The organism is Paraburkholderia elongata, from assembly GCF_013177735.1.
In the GTDB taxonomy this organism is placed as follows: Bacteria; Pseudomonadota; Gammaproteobacteria; order Burkholderiales; family Burkholderiaceae; genus Paraburkholderia; species Paraburkholderia elongata.
Genome location: NZ_WOEZ01000074.1, coordinates 96,761 through 117,080, shown reverse-complemented (window position 1 = coordinate 117,080; position 20,320 = coordinate 96,761). Strand labels below are relative to the sequence as shown.

At 59.9% G+C, this 20,320-nt stretch carries 21 protein-coding genes; 17 read left to right on the top strand and 4 right to left on the bottom strand.

The genetic code is table 11. The features are described from left to right. Nucleotides 1–11: 11 nt before the first annotated feature. The 15 genes from GNZ13_RS15155 (at nucleotide 12) to GNZ13_RS15085 (ending at nucleotide 13,867) form a co-directional block, all read left to right on the top strand. Entirely contained in the window at nucleotides 12–1,229 is a 1,218-nt protein-coding gene (locus GNZ13_RS15155; protein WP_172165638.1) for a DUF2252 domain-containing protein, read from the top strand. Nucleotides 1,230–1,609: 380 nt separating this feature from the next. Further along, nucleotides 1,610–4,024 carry a DUF6531 domain-containing protein gene (locus GNZ13_RS15150; protein ID WP_172165635.1) on the top strand — a complete coding sequence of 805 codons (2,415 nt, stop codon included), beginning with the start codon at nucleotides 1,610–1,612 and terminating at the stop codon, nucleotides 4,022–4,024. Next, on the top strand, nucleotides 4,024–4,290 hold the full coding sequence (locus GNZ13_RS15145) for a hypothetical protein (protein ID WP_172165632.1): 267 nt from the start codon (nucleotides 4,024–4,026) through the stop codon (nucleotides 4,288–4,290). The genes GNZ13_RS15150 and GNZ13_RS15145 overlap by 1 nt, the downstream gene beginning before the upstream one ends. Before the next feature lie 9 nt (nucleotides 4,291–4,299). Further along, complete coding sequence (locus GNZ13_RS15140; RefSeq protein WP_172165629.1) at nucleotides 4,300–4,575, top strand: hypothetical protein; 276 nt, start codon at nucleotides 4,300–4,302, stop codon at nucleotides 4,573–4,575. Between the two features lie 188 nt (nucleotides 4,576–4,763). Further along, nucleotides 4,764–5,126, top strand: a complete 363-nt coding sequence (locus tag GNZ13_RS15135) for a hypothetical protein (RefSeq protein ID WP_407945635.1) — start codon at nucleotides 4,764–4,766, stop codon at nucleotides 5,124–5,126. A 109-nt stretch (nucleotides 5,127–5,235) separates the two neighbouring features. Then, nucleotides 5,236–5,511 carry a hypothetical protein gene (locus tag GNZ13_RS15130; protein ID WP_172165626.1) on the top strand — a complete coding sequence of 92 codons (276 nt, stop codon included), beginning with the start codon at nucleotides 5,236–5,238 and terminating at the stop codon, nucleotides 5,509–5,511. 16 nt (nucleotides 5,512–5,527) lie between these two features. After that, on the top strand, nucleotides 5,528–5,803 hold the full coding sequence (locus tag GNZ13_RS15125; protein ID WP_172165623.1) for a hypothetical protein: 276 nt from the start codon (nucleotides 5,528–5,530) through the stop codon (nucleotides 5,801–5,803). A gap of 288 nt (nucleotides 5,804–6,091) precedes the next feature. Next, nucleotides 6,092–6,385 carry a hypothetical protein gene (locus GNZ13_RS15120; RefSeq protein WP_172165620.1) on the top strand — a complete coding sequence of 98 codons (294 nt, stop codon included), beginning with the start codon at nucleotides 6,092–6,094 and terminating at the stop codon, nucleotides 6,383–6,385. Beyond that, nucleotides 6,375–6,650 (top strand): hypothetical protein, encoded by a 276-nt coding sequence (locus tag GNZ13_RS15115; RefSeq protein ID WP_172165617.1) that lies wholly within the window; start codon nucleotides 6,375–6,377, stop codon nucleotides 6,648–6,650. The genes GNZ13_RS15120 and GNZ13_RS15115 overlap by 11 nt, the downstream gene beginning before the upstream one ends. Nucleotides 6,651–6,891: 241 nt before the next feature. Further along, complete coding sequence (locus GNZ13_RS15110) at nucleotides 6,892–8,307, top strand: GH1 family beta-glucosidase (protein ID WP_172165614.1); 1,416 nt, start codon at nucleotides 6,892–6,894, stop codon at nucleotides 8,305–8,307. A 131-nt stretch (nucleotides 8,308–8,438) separates the two neighbouring features. After that, nucleotides 8,439–9,677 carry an ABC transporter substrate-binding protein gene (locus GNZ13_RS15105; protein ID WP_172165611.1) on the top strand — a complete coding sequence of 413 codons (1,239 nt, stop codon included), beginning with the start codon at nucleotides 8,439–8,441 and terminating at the stop codon, nucleotides 9,675–9,677. A 9-nt stretch (nucleotides 9,678–9,686) separates the two neighbouring features. Continuing rightward, nucleotides 9,687–10,628 carry a carbohydrate ABC transporter permease gene (locus GNZ13_RS15100; protein ID WP_172165608.1) on the top strand — a complete coding sequence of 314 codons (942 nt, stop codon included), beginning with the start codon at nucleotides 9,687–9,689 and terminating at the stop codon, nucleotides 10,626–10,628. Then, nucleotides 10,628–11,539: a carbohydrate ABC transporter permease gene (locus GNZ13_RS15095; RefSeq protein ID WP_172165605.1), complete on the top strand. Its 912-nt coding sequence runs from the start codon at nucleotides 10,628–10,630 to the stop codon at nucleotides 11,537–11,539. Before GNZ13_RS15100 ends, GNZ13_RS15095 begins: the two co-directional genes overlap by 1 nt. Nucleotides 11,540–11,554: 15 nt before the next feature. Then, nucleotides 11,555–12,781 (top strand): ABC transporter ATP-binding protein, encoded by a 1,227-nt coding sequence (locus GNZ13_RS15090; RefSeq protein ID WP_407945634.1) that lies wholly within the window; start codon nucleotides 11,555–11,557, stop codon nucleotides 12,779–12,781. Between the two features lie 48 nt (nucleotides 12,782–12,829). Then, a complete protein-coding gene (locus tag GNZ13_RS15085; RefSeq protein ID WP_172165602.1) occupies nucleotides 12,830–13,867 on the top strand; it encodes a LacI family DNA-binding transcriptional regulator in 1,038 nt (345 codons plus the stop codon). On the opposite strand, the gene GNZ13_RS15080 is transcribed toward GNZ13_RS15085, so the two are convergent. From GNZ13_RS15080 to GNZ13_RS15065, 4 genes are all read right to left on the bottom strand, one after another. Further along, nucleotides 13,864–14,721: a PA4780 family RIO1-like protein kinase gene (locus tag GNZ13_RS15080; protein ID WP_172165599.1), complete on the bottom strand. Its 858-nt coding sequence runs from the start codon at nucleotides 14,719–14,721 to the stop codon at nucleotides 13,864–13,866. The two genes, GNZ13_RS15085 and GNZ13_RS15080, sit on opposite strands and share 4 nt — an antisense overlap. Nucleotides 14,722–14,901: 180 nt before the next feature. Continuing rightward, nucleotides 14,902–16,161, bottom strand: a complete 1,260-nt coding sequence (locus GNZ13_RS15075; RefSeq protein ID WP_172165596.1) for a type II toxin-antitoxin system HipA family toxin — start codon at nucleotides 16,159–16,161, stop codon at nucleotides 14,902–14,904. After that, a complete protein-coding gene (locus GNZ13_RS15070) occupies nucleotides 16,148–16,486 on the bottom strand; it encodes a helix-turn-helix domain-containing protein (protein ID WP_236002001.1) in 339 nt (112 codons plus the stop codon). Before GNZ13_RS15070 ends, GNZ13_RS15075 begins: the two co-directional genes overlap by 14 nt. Nucleotides 16,487–16,730: 244 nt before the next feature. Then, nucleotides 16,731–17,651: a LysR family transcriptional regulator gene (locus GNZ13_RS15065; RefSeq protein ID WP_172165590.1), complete on the bottom strand. Its 921-nt coding sequence runs from the start codon at nucleotides 17,649–17,651 to the stop codon at nucleotides 16,731–16,733. A 124-nt stretch (nucleotides 17,652–17,775) separates the two neighbouring features. On the opposite strand from GNZ13_RS15065, the gene GNZ13_RS15060 reads away from it, so the two are divergent. Next, nucleotides 17,776–18,975, top strand: coding sequence for a M20 aminoacylase family protein (locus GNZ13_RS15060; RefSeq protein WP_172165587.1), 1,200 nt, complete (start codon nucleotides 17,776–17,778; stop codon nucleotides 18,973–18,975). Nucleotides 18,976–19,096: 121 nt separating this feature from the next. Beyond that, a complete protein-coding gene (locus GNZ13_RS15055) occupies nucleotides 19,097–20,320 on the top strand; it encodes a porin (protein ID WP_172165584.1) in 1,224 nt (407 codons plus the stop codon).

Genomic DNA, 20,320 nt, shown 5'->3' with positions numbered 1-20,320 from the left:
AGGAGAAACACATGTCCGATATCGCACAGACCATCGCCAGCTTCAATACCGGCCGCGATCCTGAACGGCTCGCGATGAAATACAAGCTTATGCGCAGCTCGCCGTTCGTGTTTCTGCGCGGCGCCTGTCATCTGTTTTACGCGCGTCTGCCGCGCGACAAGGTGCTCGACGATGCACCGCCGGTGTGGATTTGCGGCGATATGCATCTGGAGAATTTCGGCAGCTACAGGGGCGACAACCACCTCATCTATTTCGACAATAACGATTTCGATGAAGCCTGCCTCGCGCCAAGTCTTTACGAACTGGTGCGGCTGCTCACGAGCGTGCTGGTCGGCGCGAGCGACCTCAAACTGAGCCGCGCGGAGGCACTCGCGCTCTGCCACACCGCGGTCGACGCTTATAGCGCGGCGCTCGCCTTCGGCAAAGCGCGCTGGATCGAAGCGGAGACCTCGGTCGGCATGGTGCGCGATCTGTTCGACGCACTGGCAAGCCGCACGCGCGCCGCGTATCTCGACCGGCGCACCACGCTCAAGGGCAAGACCCGCGTGCTCAAAGTGGACGGCAAAAAAGCGCTGGCGATCAGTGACGAGGCGCGCGCCGCCGTCACTGCGTTCATGCATCAGTTTGCCGCCGGTCAACCCAATCCGGACTTCTATCGCGTCATCGACGTGACGCGGCGGATTGCCGGCACCGGCAGCCTGGGCGTGGATCGCTACGCGATTCTCGTCGAAGGCAAAGGCTCGCCGGACGGCAACTATCTGCTTGACCTGAAAGAGGCGCTGCCTTCTTCGGTGACGCCGCATGTGCGCACACCGCAGCCGAAGTGGCAGAGCGAGGCACAGCGAGTGGTTGAAGTTCAACGGCGCAATCAGGCGGTCTCGCAGGCGTTCCTGCATGCGGTCGAATTCAATCAGCGCTCGTATGTGCTGCGCAGCTTGCAGCCTTCTGAAGACCGCGTCGCGTTGAGCGACTGGGACGGCAAGCTGCCGCGGCTCGAAGAAGTGATCAACAGCATGGCCCAGTTGAGCGCGTGGGCGCAACTGCGCAGCGGTGGCCGGCAGAAGTCGTCGATTGCGGACGAGCTGATCGCGTTCGGCAATCGCAAGGATTGGCAATTGCCGTTGATCGAACTCGCGGCGCAATGCGAAGCGCAGGTGGGGGTTGATTGGAAGGCGTATTGCGAGGCTTATGACCGGGGTGCGTTTAATCTGCCGGCGCAGAAGTCTTAACGGCGGGTCACGCTGGGCGCTTAACGCGGCGCTCAGCGTTTTGTATCGCTCTTTTGGGGCGGCTGCCGCCGCACCCCGTCATTTTCCTTCTAGCTGTCTCAGATCGGACCCTCGGTCCCCATCAATCTTCATGCAGGTATATCTCGCGTCAAACGGGACCGCGTGCAGCCGGTTCACGTCTGACGTTCGGGTTTTCTTACTGCGATGCGTTGATGGCTGACGGGCTCTTGCGTAACTCCATACGGATTACGTAGGAAGTCTGAAAGAAGCGTGTACGGGAATTCTGGAAATTGTAATTTTAGGAATTATTGGATAGTGGGGATGGAATGCTCCTTATAGGGCGCTTGTGATTAAACCAAGTAAAACCAATAAGGATGACTATGAAAAACAGGAAAATTACTGAGAGTCAAACGGGCATGGCGGCTCGCCTGCTGGCCGCATTCATGCTGCTTATAGTCGCGTTTGGCGCCAACGCGGCAGATTACATGCAATGTATGCAGGCATATCAGAAGTCTCTCGGGACGCCCGGGACCCCGACCTGCGCTATCCAGGTGGCCGGCACGACACCTATGTCGAGGGGCGCAGACGATCCGTACAGCAGCATGAATTACTATAACTGTCCCAATGCTTCGGACTGGATAAAGGACTATTGCGGTGGCGCACCGGTTCCCCCTTCTCCAGAAGGTTCGTGCCCGGTGGCGGACCCGGTATTGCCGGCGGAGGGCATCGTCACACTTTCCGAGACTGATTTTGCGAGCGGCGATGCGCTCCCACTCGTCTTTGGGCGCACGTATCTTTCGAGGCTTTATGACACCTCGCAGATAGCGATGGGCCGCAACTGGGTCAACAACTGGCAGCGCAGGATTGATCTGACGGCGGTTAATGCGAGCACGCCGCAAATCGTTGTTTATCGGGGTAACCAGCAACCGCTGACATTCAAGTGGAACGGTAAGGCGTGGGCCATGCTGGGAAATCGCGGGCTCTCCCTGACGAAAGATGGCGCTGGATACTACTACCTGAAAGACGACCTGCTCGGTACAACGGAAGCGTATTCGGGCAACGGCAATCTCTATTCCGAGACAACCCGCACGGGTATGCTCCGCAAGTTTCTGTTTGACTCCAGACAGCGGATGGTGCAGATCAACCAGTGGCCGGTCGATCAGATAGGACCGAACGGATTCAAGATCAATCTTCAGTATGACGATAGCGATCGCATCGTTGGCATGGTAGATCCCTTGGGCAAGGTCACGCAGTATGCGTACGACGTAAAAGGTAATCTTGCTTCGGTAACCCATCCAGACGGATCCATTCGTCAATATTTGTACGAAGATGCACGCTTCCCCAAGGCGTTGACGGGCGTAAAGGACGAATCCGGATCAAGGATAGCGACGTGGACTTACGATGCCAATGCACGCGTGATATCGGTCAGCCATCCCGACACGACGCGTAATACATCGCTTAACTATGGTTCCGGCAAGACGACACTCAGCGACATGTACGGCACGAGCACGTACAGTTTCAGTTTCCCGGACGCCTGGCGTCCTGGTTCAATCGTTACGCCAGCCGGAACGATATCGCGCAAGTGGGATATCGCAGGGAATCTGACGCAGAGAACGACTCCAGAAGGCGATACGCAGTACACGTGGGACAGCGCCAATCGGCCAACGAAGGCGATTGCAACGGTCGCTGGGAAGAAGACGGTAATAACGATTGAGTACAACGATGCCAGCTCGCTGCGTCCGAATCTGGTTGCTACACCGGGCAAGATCCGCGCGTTCATTTATGACTCGAGCGGCAACGTCACGGGCTACGCAGAACGGGAAACGACGGACCTGACAGGCGAACAGGGGCTGCAGGCGGTCGGGACGGGGAGCCAACTGACGGTCGGCGCACGCTACGACAATGCGGGCCGTCTTCTGTCGGCCACGACATCCCAGAATGGCGCGAAGATTGAAGATTGGACCTACACGTACGACGCAAGGGGCAACATCGCAACGACGCGGGATGCCGTGTCGGGTTGGTCGATGCGAACGCTTAGCCGTGACGCCGCGAATCGTGCAACAGCTATAGCAGGCAATAGCGGTCAGGCGGACATCAGTTACGACGAGCGCGGGCGCGTATCTGTTTTTCGGTACGACGAGAAGGCAGGTGTGGTCAACGGCGGACTCGCCCGCAAACTGGTGGTCCGGTATGGCTATGCTGCGAACGGCACGGTGTCGACGCGTACAGCGGCGGTGGCAACGAATGGCGGCGTTCAGCAGCCGATCAGCGATGCTGAACTGGGTGTGTGGCTCACCAACTGGGCGTTGGGTAACGATCCTGTTTCGCCACCTGCCAACCTCACAGGTCTTCAGTCTGACTCCAAGGCTTTCGTTCCAAGCCTCTGCGTTGAATGTTACATGGCCTGGAAAGCCAAGTTGACGGGGAAGCTTTTTGGTAGTGAACTGAGCGAACCGCTGCCGAAGTGGGGCGAGACAACGGAGCTGATGCTGAGCGATCAGTTGCAGGTTCCTTATCCTGCTCTTGTGCCGGACCTGACGGATTCTGCGAAGAGATCGATGCTTTATAGCGCTCTCTTTGGGACCGGAAGTGGTGATGGTGGAATGGTAAAGTGCGGTGGCAGGGAAAGTCGCGAGAGTGAATGCTTCGCGCGGTATGAAAACGATTTGGATCTGTGCGATCTGCTTGGTGGCCCAATGGGTGGCCCAATGGGTGGCCCGAAAGGTGGCCCGCGGGCCCGCGCGTTGTGCAAAGAGAACGCATTCCAGAGGTATCAACAGTGCAGAGGGTTTTGATGGCCAAACATTCGCCGTATTCCGTGGTTCTGACCTACAACGAAGATCTGCAACAGTTAATCGTTCACGCCATTGATCCAAACAGGCTGGCCCTGCTCATGGCTGAAGCACTCGAAATGCCGATCCTGCTGGACGAATACGATTTCAAGCTTGACGATGAATTCGCACGACGGCTTGGAGTCGCAATGCTCAATCTGATTGGGGCAGGTCAACCTAACATCAAACGATACATGACCGTCACGCAAGAGCCTATCGACAAGCCGTAGAGGGTATCGATGACTAGTTTTTCGCCGTGTTCCGTGGTTGTAACCTACGACGAAGATCGTCAACAGTTGATTTTGCAATCAGTTGCCCCAACCCGGCTGGCCCCACTCTTGGCTAGAGCAGTTGAAATGCCGATCCTGCTAGACGAATTCGATTTCAGGCTTGATGACGAATTCGCGCAAGGGCTTGGCGCGACCATGCTGAATCTGATTGCGCTTGGTCAGCCGGGCATCAAGCAATATATGAGCGTGACACAACGGCCGGATGACAGACCGTCAGAAGAGTAATTGGCCAGAGGTTAAGTGGTATGACCGACTGACGTTTGGCCATTGCACTGAGGGGGCGCGAACGGGCCTGATGGGGCCCGTGGGAAAAGCGCGAACTGCTCTCTTGTCAACACCGTCCGGCGGCGCGGATTGCGCGCCGCCGGAGATCTCTAGGGCGAATGCTTTGCGCAGTATGAAGCTCAATCGAAATGTGCAATGCGATTGCTCTCCACATGGGCGACGCGCGGGCAGATCCGCTGTGTAAGCAGAGGGCATTCAAAAATCTATCAAGAGTGCAGGCGGTATTGATGGTTAGGCATACGCCTTATTCCGTGATTGTGACCTATGTCGAAGATTGCCAACAGTTGATTGTGCAAGCTGTTGAACCAGCCAAGTTGACCACGCTCGTGGCCGGAAAACTCGAAATGCCAATCTTGTTGGACGAGTACGATTTCAAGCTTGACGACGAATTCGCGCGACGGCTTGGAGTCGCAATGCTCAATTTGATTGCGCTGGGCCAGCCTAACATCGAGAAATACATGAACGTCACGCAGCAGCCAATCGAGGACTAGCAGGACAACGAGATAGCGAGCCTCAAGGTAAGTGACTTGAAGCTACCACGAAGGATGGGCAGAGGACGACCCATTGCCTATTCGTATATCAACAGTGCAGAGGGTATTGATGGCTAAGCATCCGCCGTATTCCGTGGTTCTGACATATATCGAAGATCGTCAGAAGTTTGCCGTGCAGGCTATTGATCGAGCCAGATTGGCACCGGTCATGGCCGGGACGCTCAAGGCACCGATTTTGCTGGACGAGCACAATTTCAGCCTTGACGACGCGTTCGCGCGACGGCTTGGAGCCGCGATGCTTAGTCTGATTGCGCTGGGTCAGCCGGACATCAAGCAATACTTGAGCGTTACACAACGGCCAATCGACGAGCTGTCAGGACAGTAGGGTACGGAGGGTATCGATGACTAAATTTCCGTCATGTTCTGTGGTAGTAACTTACGACGAAGATCGTCAATGGTTGATTGTGCAATCTGTTTCACGGGCTAGGGTGGCCCCAGTTCTGGCTGGAGAACTCGAAGTGCCGGTCCTGCTGGACGAATTCGATTTCAGGATTGACGACGAATTTGTTCGTCGGTTTGGTGGTGGCGTGCTTAATCTGATTGCGCTGGGGCAGCCGGAGATCAAGCAATACATGACCTTTACGCAGCATCCAATCGACAGGCCGCCAGAAGAGTAATTGGCCAGAGGGTTGAGCGCCATGACCGACCGACGTTTGGTCATGGCGCCGAGGGGACAGGAACCAGCCCGGTGAGGCCTGTGGGAAAAGTGCGAACTGTCCTCTTATCACCACCGTCCGTCGGCGCGGGCCGCGCGCCAACGGAGACCTCCAGAGCGAATGCTTCGCGCAGTATGAAGCTCAAATCGAAATGCGCAATGCGATTGCTTTCCGCAAGGGCGGCGCGCGGGCCGTCGCACTGTGTAAACAGAGCGCATTCCAAATCTATCAAGAGTGCAGAGGGTATTAATGGCTAATCATCCGCCGTATTCCATGGTTTTGACCTACACCGAAGATCCTAAGCAGTTGATCATGCAAGCTGTAAATTCAGCCAGGCTGGCCCCGGTCGTGCGCGGAATTATGGAAGTGCCGTTTTTTCTGGACGATGAAGAGTTCAAGTTTGACGACGAATTAGCACGACAACTTGGAGTTGCAATGCTCAATACGATTGCATTGGGCCGACCGGACATCAAACAACACCTGAACGTCACGCCGCACCCAATCGACAAGCCGAACAGTGCAGAGGGTATTGATGGCGATTGATCCCCCGCGTTCCGTGGTTCTGAACTATGACCAGGGCAGTCAACGGTTGAACGTGCAATTGGTCGAGCCAGCCAGGCTGGTCCCGATCTTGACTGGAATATTCGCAGTACCGATCCTGCTAGACGAATTCGATTTCAGGCTTGACGACGAGTTCGCGCGTCGGCTTGGCGTCGCAATGCTCAATGCGATTGCGCTGGGTCAGCCTGACATCAAGCAATACATGACCGTCTCGCAAGAGCCAATTGACCGGCCGTCAGCACAGTAAATGGCTAACGGTTGAGTGCCATAACCGACCGACGCTCTGTCATGGCGCAGGGCGGACCCGAGGCGCGGCGCATCCCAGCCCCCTCTCCAGACAAACCCTGATTGCTGCGGTGAATCCGCCACTGCTATCGTTCGCTGGTCATTGTGGAAGCGCTTCCACATCTGCTGTCAAGCAGGTTCCGCGTAACTTCTACATCGAGTTTCGCCGTACCCGGTTCAACGACCTCAGCGCAGGAGAATCCGTGGCAAACGACGCATCCGCTGTATCCGACGCTCTATCCCCTGCAATTTCCAACGACCCGCTCGCCGACCCCTTCACCCCGCCCGCTGACTCCGCGCTGTGGCGCAAAAACTTCCTGCTTGGCGCCGCCACGGCTTCGTATCAGATCGAAGGCGCGGTGGATGAAGACGGCCGCCTGCCTTCGATCTGGGACACCTTCTCGGCGACGCCCGGCAAGGTGCTGGCCGGCGACACCGGCGCCGTTGCCTGCGATCACTATCACCGGTGGGAAGCGGACGTCGACATGCTGGCCTCGCTCGGCCTCGAAGGCTATCGGCTCTCGATTGCATGGCCGCGCGTGATGGACGCGGCAGGCGTGCCTAATCGCAAAGGGCTCGACTTCTACAAGCGCCTCCTGAACCGCCTGAAAGAGAAGGGCATCACGACCTTCGTGACGCTCTATCACTGGGACTTGCCGCAGCATCTGGAAGATCGCGGCGGCTGGCTCAATCGCGACACCGCTTACCGTTTCGCCGACTACGCCGACCTGATGAGCCGCGAACTTGCCGGCACGGTCGACGCATGGGCGACGCTCAACGAACCGTGGTGCTCGGCGTATCTCGGCTACGGCAACGGCCACCACGCGCCGGGCCTCGCCGACGGACGCTTTGCGACGCAGGCGATGCATCATCTGCTACTCGCGCACGGTCTCGCGGTGCCGGTATTGCGCGCCAACGATCCCGCTTCGCAGAAAGGTATCGTCGCCAACATTGGCCGAGGCACGGCCAATAGTGGCAGCGCGGCGGATCAGCGCGCGGCGCATCTGTTCGAAGTCCAGCACAATGCGTGGATTCTCGATCCGCTGCTCAAGGGTGCGTATCCGCAGGACCTGTTCGAGTTGTGGCCGGGAACCGAGCCGCTGGTGCTCGACGGCGACATGCAGACTATTTCCGCGCCGCTCGATTTTCTCGGCATCAACTATTACTTCCGCACCAACGTTGCGAGCGACGGCGCGCATGGATTCCGGGACGTGCCGCTCGCAGGCGTCGAGCGCACGCAGATGGGCTGGGAGGTGTATCCCGATGGCTTGCGCGATCTGGTGACCGGTTTCAAGAGGACGTATCACAACCTGCCGCCGATTTACATCACCGAAAACGGTATGGCCTCGGACGATCAGGTGACCGACGGTCATGTGGAGGATACGCAGCGCATCTCGTTCCTCAAGCGCCATCTCGCGGCGGTCGATCAGGCGATCAAGGCCGGCGTGGATATTCGCGGCTATTTTCTGTGGTCGTTGATGGATAACTTCGAGTGGGCGTTTGGGTATGAGCGTCGCTTTGGTGTCGTACATGTCGATTACAGTACGCAGAAGCGTACGATCAAGCGCAGCGCGGAGTGGGTGGCGAAGTTTTTGAAGGAGCGTAAGGCACGGGTTTAAGGCACAGGTCTAACGGCAGGTGGAGCTGGTTTGTATGTCGACTTGAAACACGGGCGCAAAGCCTGGCGCAACTATCGTGCATGGGACCAGAGTAAGCGCTAAAGCGCTAACTCTGGTCGACAGGAGACGGAATGAACAGCAGAAAAATGGTCTTAAGAGGCGTGGTTGCGGCACTGGCGTTGTATGGCGTCGTCGCGCAGGCGGAGCCCTTGAAAGCCAACGTGATTCACTGGTGGACCTCGGGCGGCGAATCGGCCGCGATTCGCCAGTTTGCCGATGCATATAACAAGGCCGGTGGCCTTTGGATCGACAATGCAGTGGCCGGCGCCGATCAGGCGCGCTCCACCGCGATTAACCGGATCGTCGGCGGCGATCCACCCACCGCTGCGCAGTTCAATACGTCGAGGCAATTTCACGACCTGATCGACCAGGGCCTGCTGAACAACGTCGACGACGTTGCCGCGAAAGAGAACTGGAACAACGTGTTCCCGCAGTCGATCATCGACAGCATCAAGGTGAAGGGTCATTACTACGCCGCGCCGGTCGATATTCACATGCCGGCCTGGTTCTTCTACTCGAAGCCGGTGTTCCAGAAGGCCGGCATTGCCGCCGAGCCGAAGAGCTATGACGAATTCATCGCCGATCTCGGCAAGCTGAAGGCCGCGGGCGTGATCCCGCTCGCGCTCGGTGGTCAGCCGTGGCAGGAAAAGATCACGTTCGACGCGGTATTCGCCGACGTCGGCGGTCCCGATCTTTATCTGAAGGTGTACCGCGATCGCGACATGAACGCGGTCAAGTCGGATGCGTTCAAGAAGGTGCTCGCGTCGTTCAAGCGCTTGCATGATTTCGTCGATCCGGGCTCGCCTGGCCGCAACTGGAACGATGCCACCGCGCTGGTGATTTCCGGCAAGGCGGGCGTGCAGATCATGGGCGACTGGGCCAAGGGTGAATTCTCGGCGGCCAACCAGAGTGCCGGCAAGGACTTCGGCTGCTTCCCGGGTTTCGGTCCGCACTCGCCGTATCTGGTCGCGGGTGATGTGTTCGTGTTCCCGAAAACCGACAACGCCAACGCGATCAAGGCGCAAAATCTGCTTGCCACGGTGATGACCTCGCCGGCCGCGCAAGTTGCATTCAGCGCGAAGAAAGGCTCGATTCCGATTCGTCCCGATGTGGACGCCAGCAGTCTCGACATCTGCGCGAAGGAGGGCATGGCGATCATGAAGGACAAGTCGCGTCAGTTGCCGAATCCGGAAATGCTGCTCTCGCCTGACACACAGGGCGCGTTGATCGACGTCATCACGAACTTCTGGAACAAGAACCAGTCGGTCGACGACGCGCAGAAGGCGTTTGCCAGTGCGTTGAAGAGCTAGGCGCTCACCATGCACGCGCTCAAGTTGCAAGCCACCGATTCCAAGCCTCGCAAAAGGCCCTTGAAAAAGCCGCTAAGAAAGCGTTTGCCGATAGCGGCATGGGTGGCGTTGCTGCCGATGGTCCTGACCGTCGTGTTCGCGTATCTCGGCACGATGGTCTGGACCGCGCGCGTGTCCCTCAGCAACTCGCGTACGTTTCCTTCCGGCGACTTCGCGGGTCTCACGCAATACACGCGGCTGTTTAACAACGACCGCTGGTTGCTCTCGCTGCAAAACATCGTGATCTACGGCGCGTGCTTCATTATTGCGTGCATGGTGATCGGTTTGTTGCTGGCGATTTTCATCGATCAGCGCGTGGTGGCCGAAGGCGCGTTGCGCACGGTGTTTCTCTATCCGTACGCAATGTCGTTTGTCGCAACCGGTTTGGTCTGGCAGTGGATTCTGAATCCTGAGTTGGGTGCGCAGGCCGTGTTGCACAAGCTTGGTTTCGTGCATGCACGCTTCGACTGGATCGTCGATCAGGACTGGGTGATCTACACGATCGTCATCGCGACGGTATGGCAGGCATCCGGCCTCGTGATGGCGCTGCTGCTGGCCGGCCTGCGCGGTATCGACGACGAACTGTGGAAAGCCGCGCGTATCGACGGGATTCCGCGTTGGCGCGTGTATGCGAGCATCGTCGTGCCGATGCTCGGGCCTTCCATGTCCACCGCCTTCGTGCTGCTCTTTGTGATGGTCGTGAAACTCTACGACGCCGTAGTCGCCATGACGCAAGGCGGCCCAGGCACGGCGAGCGAAGTGCCGGCGAAGTTCATCATGGATTACCTGTTCGGCCGCGCGAATATCGGCCTCGCGTCGGCAGCGTCGATCGTGTTGCTGGCAACGGTGCTGGCGATTCTCGCGCCGTTCTTCTATGCCCGCAGCCGCGCTGCGTTGCGCAAGGAGGTGTGATGAACACGCTCAGCCCTCCGCTGAAAGGCGGCACGCCGAGCCGTAGCCGCCGGCGCCGCCGGGCTTTTACGCCCGCACGTCTCGGTGTCTACGCGTTTCTGCTCACGGCCGCGTTGTTCTTCCTGCTGCCGTTGTACGTGATGCTCGTCACGTCGGTCAAACCGATGAGCGAGATTCGCCTCGGCAATCTGCTCGCTTTCCCCACGCATTTCACACTTGATGCATGGAGCGCCGCGTGGCAATCCGCCTGTACGGGGCTCGATTGCAATGGCATTCAGGTCGGCTTCTGGAATTCGGTGCGTATCGTCGTGCCCAGTACGATCTTCTCGATCGTGATTGGCGCGGTGAACGGCTACGCGTTGTCGTTCTGGCGGCCGCGCGGGGCCGGACTGCTGTTCGGCGTGCTGCTGATGGGCGCCTTTATTCCCGTGCAGGTGATGGTCTATCCGCTCGTGCGCGTGCTCGCGAGCGTGCATCTGTTCAGTTCGCTGCCGGGCATCGTGGTGATCCATACCATCTTCGGCATGCCGGTGATGACGCTGCTGTTTCGCAACTATTACGCGTCGATCCCGCAGGAGTTGTTCAAGGCGGCGCGCATCGACGGCGGCGGTTTCTGGCGTATCTTTTTGCAACTGATGCTGCCCATGTCCACGCCGATCATCGTCGTCGCGGTCATCATGCAGGTGACGAACATTTGGAACGACTTCATTCTCGGCCTGGTGTTCGCCGGCACGAAAAACCTGCCGATGACGGTGCAATTGAACAACATCATCAATACGACGACCGGCGAGCGGCTCTATAACGTCAATATGGCGGCGACCATTCTCACCTCCATGGTGCCACTTGCGGTCTACTTCATTTCGGGCCGCTGGTTTGTGCGCGGCATTGCGTCCGGCGCCGTCAAGGGGTAGGTCAAGGGATAAGGGATGGCAAACCTGGTGAATGGGGCAAATGCGTTGACAAATGCGGGGGTAAACGACGTGGCAAATGCGATGCCAAACGCGGCAGCAGATGCGGCAGACGTGGCGAACCTCGGCAACGCGGCGGATGCGGCCGGTCTGTCGAATCCGGCCAACGTATCGGTGCGCAATCTGAAGATCCAGCTGGGCGCGAATACGGTGATCGAGAATCTCGATCTCGACGTGCGAGCCGGTGAGTTCGTCGTGTTGCTCGGGCCATCGGGTTGCGGCAAATCCACTTTGCTGCATAGCATTGCGGGCTTGATCGACGTGACCGACGGCAGCATCGAAATCGCCGGCGAAGACATGACCTGGGCCGACCCGAAAGATCGCCGTATCGCGCTGGTGTTTCAGTCGTATGCGTTGTATCCGACCATGAGTGTCGAGCGCAATCTGTCGTTTGCGTTGCGCATCAACGGCACGCCGAAGGCGGAAATCGAACGGCGCGTGGCGCGCGCGTCCGAGATGCTGCAACTCGGCCCGCTGCTCAAGCGCAAGCCGGCGCAACTCTCCGGCGGGCAACGGCAGCGCGTGGCGATCGGCCGGGCGATCGTGCGCGAGGCCGACGTGTTCCTGTTCGACGAACCGCTGTCGAATCTCGACGCCAAGTTGCGCACCGAATTGCGTCGCGAACTCAAGCAACTGCACCAGCGTCTGGGCGCGACGATGATCTACGTGACCCACGACCAGGTTGAAGCCATGACGCTCGCCACGCGCATGGCGGTGATGCGCGGCGGCGTGATCCAGCAGTTCGGCACGCCCGCCGAAGTCTATGCGCGGCCGAACAATCTGTTCGTCGCAACGTTTCTGGGCTCGCCCGCAATGAATCTGCTCAAGGGCACGCTCGAGGTGCGCGACGGTACGCTGCACTTTTGCACAGCGCATTTGCGGTTCGATGTGTCGTCATATCCTTTCAAAAGCCTGCCGACGGATCGTCTACCTTGCGTACTCGGCGTCCGGGCCGAAGACGTGCACGTGGGCACGGGCACGAGCACGACGATGAACGAACGCGCGAACATTTCACTGATCGAGCCGATGGGCAACCACCGTGTCATTTGGCTCGACTATCATGGAGAGCAAATCGCGTCGATCGATCAGACGAAGACACCGTTGGCGATAGGGGATGCCGCGGCGTTCTCGTTCGATGGCGCGCATATCTCGCTGTTCGAGGAAGAAGGCGGCGCGCGTCTGTAGTGACTGGATGCGGCGTCGTTGAATTCAACTGTCTTGACGGAGACCCGCGTGGCAACACTCAAAGATGTCGCGGCACTGGCCGGCGTTGGCATGTCGACTGCGTCGCGAGCCATTTCCGGTAAGGGACCCATTTCAGCCGATGCCGCCGCCCGTGTGAAGGCCGCGATCGAAGCGCTGAATTTCCGGCCGTCGTCCATCGGCCGGGCAATGGCGACGCAATCGCTCGGCATGATCGGCATTTTCGTGCCGACCTTCTTCGGCTCCTACTACGGCACGATTCTCAAGCAGACCGACGCCGAACTGCGCGCGGTGCGGCGCCACGTGGTGGTTGCGACGGGTTGCGGGGAAGTGTCGCCGCGCGAGCAGGCCATCGAGGCGGTGTGCTTTCTGATCGGCCGCGATTGCGACGGCGTGGTGGTGATCAGCCACGATCTGCACGACGAGGATCTGGACATGCTGCACCGCATGCATCCGAAGATGGTGTTTCTGAATCGCGCGTTCGATCAGTTGCCGGAGGCGTCGTTTTGCGCGGATCATCGGCGCGGCGGCGAGCTGGCGGCACGCACGCTGCTCGATCATGGGCATCGGGATATCGCGGTGATATCCGGGCCGTTCAGTGCTTCGGACAATCAGACCCGGCTCGAAGGCTTCTTTGCCGAACTATTGCGCGAGGGCATTGCGCGCGAGGACGTCACGCTGATCGAATCGGACTTCTCGCCGGAAGGCGGTTACGCTGCCGCGCAGAAACTACTTGATTCGAAGCGGCGTTTCACGGGGCTCTTCTGCGCGAACGACACGATGGCTGTGAGTGCGCTGGCGCGCTTCCACCAGGCGGGCATTGCCGTACCGGACGAAATTTCGGTGATCGGCTACGACGATGATTATTCTGCCGCCTATGCCGCGCCTGGGCTCACCTCGGTGCATATCCCGACGGCGGAGTTGACGCAGAATGCCGTGCGCTGGCTGGTCAATCAGTGCTACCGGACCTCGTGGGAGATCATCCGCGAGTTTCCGGTGAGCGTGACGATGCGCGAGTCGGTGGGGCAGGCACCGGGAGCGCTTAAGCGGAGTGCAGGGTCGGCTTAGGTACCGCTGCGCAGCGACTGTTCGTAGCGCAGGCGCGCTTCTTCGTCGAGCCGCGTGTCTTCGAGTTCCTGTAGCACGCCTTCGAGATCGATCGGCGTGGTGTCCAGTTCGACGCGGCCGGTCAACTCGGCATCCACTTGCAATGCGCCCGCTTCATACAGCGACCAGATTTCCTTGCCGTAGCTCGTGTCGAGCAACGCGGGCGCGAAGCGGCCGAAATACGTGGCGAGATTGTTCACGTCGCGCTCCAGCATGGCTGGCGCTTCCAGATTGCCGGCGGCGTCCACGGCTTGCGGCAGGTCGATGATCACCGGGCCGTCTGCCGCGAGCAGGATGTTGTATTCGGACAGGTCGCCGTGAATCATGCCGGCGCACAGCATGCGCACCACCTGGTTGAGCAGCAGCGCGTGCAATTCGAGGGCGCGCGTTTCGGTCATCTCGACATCGTTCAGACGCGGCGCGACGTTGCCGTCCGCATCCGTCACTAATTCCATCAGCAACACGCCGTCGGTGCAGATGAACGGCTGCGGCACGCGCACGCCGGCATTGGCAAGCTGGAACAGCGCATCCACTTCGGCGTTTTGCCACGCCTGTTCCTGCACTTCGCGGCCATAGCGGCTGCCTTTTTCCATCGCGCGCTGCTGGCGGCTGTTCTTGACTTTGCGGCCTTCGCGATAGGACGCGGCCTGGCGGAAACTGCGCTGTTTGGCGTCCTTATAGACCTTCGCGCAGCGCGTGGATTCGCCGCTGCGGACCACGTAGACGGTGGCTTCCTTGCCGCTCATCAACTGCGAGATGACTTCGTCGATCAGGCCTTCTTCGACCAGCGGGAGCAGACGTTTGGGTGTTTTCATGCGGCCACCGGTGAGCGGTGGGCGGCTGATCGGCCGTGTGCGGCCGATTGCGAGGGGATATGGTGCGGGATTCGGGTCATGCCGGATTATAAGGGGTATGGCGACATGTGCCGGAACGCGAGCGCGAAGGTGACCGATGCGAGCGGCACGCCTCGGACGTGTGGCTGCCATGCGAGGGCGTCACGCCTGAAATACAGACTCCATTCGCTGTATTTCGGTCCGGGACAGATTCAGCTCGGTGGCTTCTTCCCGCCATGTATTGATGGCGTCTTGAACCTCCGCAACGATACGACGCACCTGCGTGTCGTCGAGTCGGTAAAACTCGGCAGTTTCGATCGCGGTTCCAAGATTGGGCAGGGCGCTCATACCGTCGAGTGTGAGCGCGTGTTCCCGCTTGCTCGGGTTTGGATTCATATCGAACGCTGGCGAAAGCCGCCAGCCCGAAGCCTCGCGAATGAAGCCGTGATTGCGAAGATGATCGTCCCGGTTTCCCACGAGTACGTTGAAAACGACTCTTCTGAAGAGTTGTGCGAGATCTTCGTCGATATGACCTTGTGCGCCGTTGCCGGCGAGGTACTCGGCAATGTCTAGATAGCTTGCCTCCGATTCGCCGTCCTGACGTTCGAGCAAGGTCATGGCGGAGGTGTACATGCGCCGCCGGCCGCCTTCACGGCGATCGAATCGTTCGACACAGAAGGTGCCATAACGTGTGCCGACGTACTTGAGTTCGGACTGCGGCACCCAGATGCCGGCTTTTTTGGCTAACCGGTGAGCGATGTATTCCCACGCGCCGATGTCGTAGCGGTCGTCTTTCGCGGGAAATTTGGCGATCCAGAGATCGTCGCCCAGGCTGGTGAAGTTCGTTTTGGGGCGAGCGCCGCCGAGCGAGGTGCCGGGGGCGATCAGCATGGCGAGCCACTGCTCGTACTCGGGCAGTTTTTCGATGTCCGCCTCTTCAATGCGCAGGCTGATATACGCCAAGGTCGCGAGGTCGGTGACCGGTGGCGCGGCATCGGCGCTGTTGTCGAGAAAATGTCCCCCCATGTCTTGAAACCGCAGCGCGCCGACTCGCGTTAGATCGTGTACGCCCAGCAGGAAATCGATTTCCTGCAAATTACGCATGGGCCGGTCTTCGCGATCTGCCGCCGCGGCCTCGCGGCGCTCCATCAGCACGCGGCCCCAGCGATCCGGCGCTGAATCCATGAAGACACCGAATGCGGCGGATTTCGCAGGCGGGTATTGCTCGTCGGTCCATAACTCGAGGCGCGGGTCGAGCATGAATGCGTTGCGCCCGTCTACCCAGTTCTTCGCATAGGCAAACGAGGCAGGCAAGTCGGTGCGTGCAGTCTGGCGATACAAGGTCCCGACCTGTTGCGTGGGGCTCAGTTCGGCTGCGTCGAGGAATACCTTGAACGCGTCTCGAGGTTTATTGCTGACCATCAGATTTCTTCGGGTGTTTTTTTGTCGGCTGCCCGGTTTTGATAGGAGCAGCACCGGGCGTGTTCGTACGCGGTTTTCGCTGACCCGGCAACTTGAGATCCTGTAACTTGCGGCCGAGTTCGTCGTCGCGGGCGACGGCGTCCATATCAGTGTCGAGGCCCAACACGCGAAGCGCTCGCATATAGGTGCCGAGCGCGATATTCGGATCGCCTTTCTCGAGGCGGCTCAATGTGTCGCGCGAAATGCCCAGCCTTTCGGCGAACAGCACAGTTGGGAGTTCGCGCCGCAGACGGGCGAGCTTCAGCCGTTCGCCGAGAGCGCGCATCTGCTTCTCGACCGACGGAAAGGAACGTTTAAAGGTGCGAGGCATGTCCGATAGATTAGGCAAATATCTTTAATATGTCAAAAGTATCGGACAAACAGGGTGGATCTGGGATGGCAGGTAGGTTGATGATGTCACAAAAACATCGTTAGTTTGTCCGATACTCTAGTCAAAATATAAATATTTGCCTGAAGTATCGGGCAAGTTGAAGAGGAAAACGACGGGCGAAAACGCCCTGCGAACCCCATCAATCCCCTTCGCGCGCCGCCGGCCCCTTCAACAACGGCCCGATCGCCTGCTCGATGCAGTGGACGAAATACTCCGCCGGCCGCGTCAGTTGCGATTCCTGTGGTGACAGCAGATACAACTGCAACGGCGGCGGCGCGACCGGCAGTGCGAGGCGCACGAAGCTCTGCCCGAGCGCGGTTTCTTCGAGCGAATGCGTGGTCCACGCGAAGATCGCGTCGGTGCTGATCGTCAGGCTGTAAAACAGCGCGTACGACGTGCAGCGCGTGATCCGCCGGGGCGGCGTGAGCCCGGCACACTCGAACATCGCGCGGATAAAGCCCGGGTAGTTGTGCGTCACGTCGGTGTGAATCCACTCGGCTTCCTGCACCGCCTCGAGCGAAGCAGCGTCTGCATAAGGACTCTGCGCACGCGTCACGAATACGGTCTCGAACGAGACCATCTGCTTCACGCTGCCCAGATCGCTGACCGGTCGCGCGAATGCGGCGAATGCCAGATCCAGCGTGCGATTACGGAGTTGCTCGTGCAACTGGTTGAAACCCAACTCGCGAAACTCCAGCGTCACCATCGGCCAGCGTTTACGAAATTCGACGAAGGCCTCGGCAAGCCCCGTGGTGCCGACAATCGGCGTGATGCCGATCACCAGGCTGCCGTCGCGCAGCCCCTTCAGATGCGCCATATCCTCCTCGGCGCGCTCCATCTCGCGCACCACCGTGCGCGCCCGGCTCACCAGCGCCGCGCCTTCGGCCGTGGGCACGACGCCCCACGGGTTGCGCTCCAGCAGGCGCACGCCGAACTCCGTCTCCAGTTCCCGCACTGCCTTCGTGATGGCCGGTTGCGTCACGTACAGCGCTTTGGCCGCGCCGTTGATGCTGCCGGTCGAGGCAATTGCAGCCAGCGCTCGCAGATGATGAATTTTCATGATGCGGAATATAGCACTGGCAGTTATACGCATCAAAATTTGTGCTTATTTGTTTTCGGGCCGGATCTTTACGCTTTGCTTCGACGGTTGCGAAACAGCAGCCGGCTTAATCGGAGCAAAACGAATGACGCAGTCTTTTCCCCAGCTTCTCGCCGAACTGCGCGAGACCGAACACGAATTCATCTCGATTCGCCACGACATCCACGCGCATCCCGAACTCGGCTTCGCTGAAACGCGCACCGCCGAACTGGTCGCGCGCAAGCTCGCCGAATGGGGCTATGACGTGACGACGGGCATCGGCGGCACCGGCGTGGTCGGCCAACTGCGGCGCGGCACATCGGGCCGCACGCTCGGCCTGCGCGCCGACATGGACGCGCTACCGATCCAGGAAGCTACCGGCCTGCCGTACGCGAGCACCGTCGCGCAGACCATGCATGCATGCGGCCACGACGGCCACACCGCGATTCTGCTGGCCGCCGCGCACCGGCTCGCTAGCCGGGGCGAATTCGACGGCGCGCTGAACGTGATCTTCCAGCCCGCGGAAGAGGGCCTGGGCGGCGCCTCGAAGATGATCGCGGACGGTCTTTTCACGCGCTTTCCGTGCGATCAGGTGTTCGCGCTGCATAACGCGCCCGGCCTGCCGGTCGGTCACTTCGCGCTGCGCCACGGCTGCATGATGGCCTCGTCCGATACGGTGACGATCACCGTGACCGGCAAGGGCACGCATGGCGCGATGCCGCAGTTGGGCTGCGATCCGATCGTCGCGGCGGCCAACATCGTGCTGGCCTTGCAATCGATCGTCGCGCGCAACATCGAGCCGACCCGCGCGGCCGTGGTGACGGTCGGCGCGATCCATGCCGGCACCGCACCCAACGTGATCCCCGAAACCGCGACGCTGAAACTCTCGGTGCGCGCCCTCGACTCGGAAACGCGCGACAAGGTCGAAGCGCGGATCCGCAGCATCGCCCAATTGCAGGCGCAAGCCTATGGTGCCACGGCCGAAGTCGACTACCGGCAGATCTCGCGCCCGCTCGTCAATCATCGCGGCGCGGCCGACCTCGCGATCGAAACCATCGAAGCCCTGGCAGGCCCAGAGGGCTACACGCTAATGCCCGATGCGGTGATGGGCAGCGAAGACTTTTCGTGGATGACCGAAGTGGTGCCGGGCTGCTATGTGGTGCTCGGCAACGGCGTCGACTCGAAAGGCGGTTGCGCGGTCCACAACCCGGAATACGACTTCAACGACGCGGCGATCAGCTGGGGGGGCTGCTTACTTCGTCGGACTCGCCGAGCGCTGTTTGAGCGTGGCCTGAGCACGGCCTGAGCGCTACCTGAGCACGGTCCGCTCGCCCGGTTTCGATCCGGCGTCCATGGCGCCGGAATCTTCAGTTCAGTTTTGCACTTCGTTTCTAGACATTAATTGCACGCGAGGAGTAGGGAGACCCATGAAAAAATGCATCGCAATGAGCGCGGCACTGCTGACGCTCGGAACTGGCACGGCGCACGCCGAGCCGTATCAGGTGACCTTGCTCGCCGCACTGCCGGAGTTCAACGGCAGCCTGCGCGAAGGCGTGGCGCTGTACGGATCGATCGATATGGGCATCAACTATCAGACCGTGGGCGGCAAGTCGCTGGTGCAGACCCAGAGCGGCGGCGAATGGACGTCGAAATTCGGCTTGTTCGGACGGGAAGATCTGGGCGGCGGACTGCGCGCCGAATTCAATCTGGAAAACGGCTTTCTCGCCAATAGCGGCGCCATGCAGGACAACACCTCGTTCTTCAATCGCCAGGCATGGGTGGGGCTGAATTCGTCGACTTATGGCCGCGTGCGTTTCGGCAAGCAGATCGGCACGGGCCTGCCGCTTTTCGTCGACGTGTTTGGCACCGTGGGCACCAACTCGGCTTACACGTGGCTCGGCACCGCCGTCGTGCAGACGCCGAAGGGCTTCGGCTACAACTGCGACCTCGGTGCGGGCGCGACGCAATTGCCCGCGCGGGTGAACAACGCGATGACCTACCTGTCGCCGAGCTTTGCGGGCTTCAGCACGGAGCTGATGTACGCGCCGAGCAACGTGGCCGGCCAGTCGCCTGCCGCGGCGGCGCAGGGCGCGTTGCTGCAATGGTATGACGGCACGACTTACGTGACGGGCACCTACAACCAGGTGTGGGGCTTAAACGGGACAAGCGGGACAAGCGGCACAAGCGGCACAAGCGGCGCGGGTGGTACAGGCGGCACGAGCACCGTGCGCAACGATCTGTACGGTTTCGGCGTGGTGGTCGACACCGGCAAGATCGTGCTGTCCGGCGCGTTCAACCAGTACGCGCCGAAGCTCGCCAACGACGGCATCGCGCGCGTCTATACGCTCGGCACGATCTGGCCGGTCGGGCGCAATGCGTTCCGCGCTTCGGTGGTGTATCGCGATACGTCCGGCGTGCACGACTCGGCGAAGAACCCCGCGAAAGATTCGGCATTCGGCGTGATGCTCGGCTACGACTACACCCTCTCCAAGCGCACGGGGCTGTATGCGCGCGCGGGCTTCATTCGCAACTTCGGCATTTCCACGGTACTGCTGAACAATAATCCGCTGCCGACCCAAACCGGCAGCACCGCACCGGAACTCGGCACGACACCGGTCACCATGTCACTGGGCATGTACCACAACTTCTAG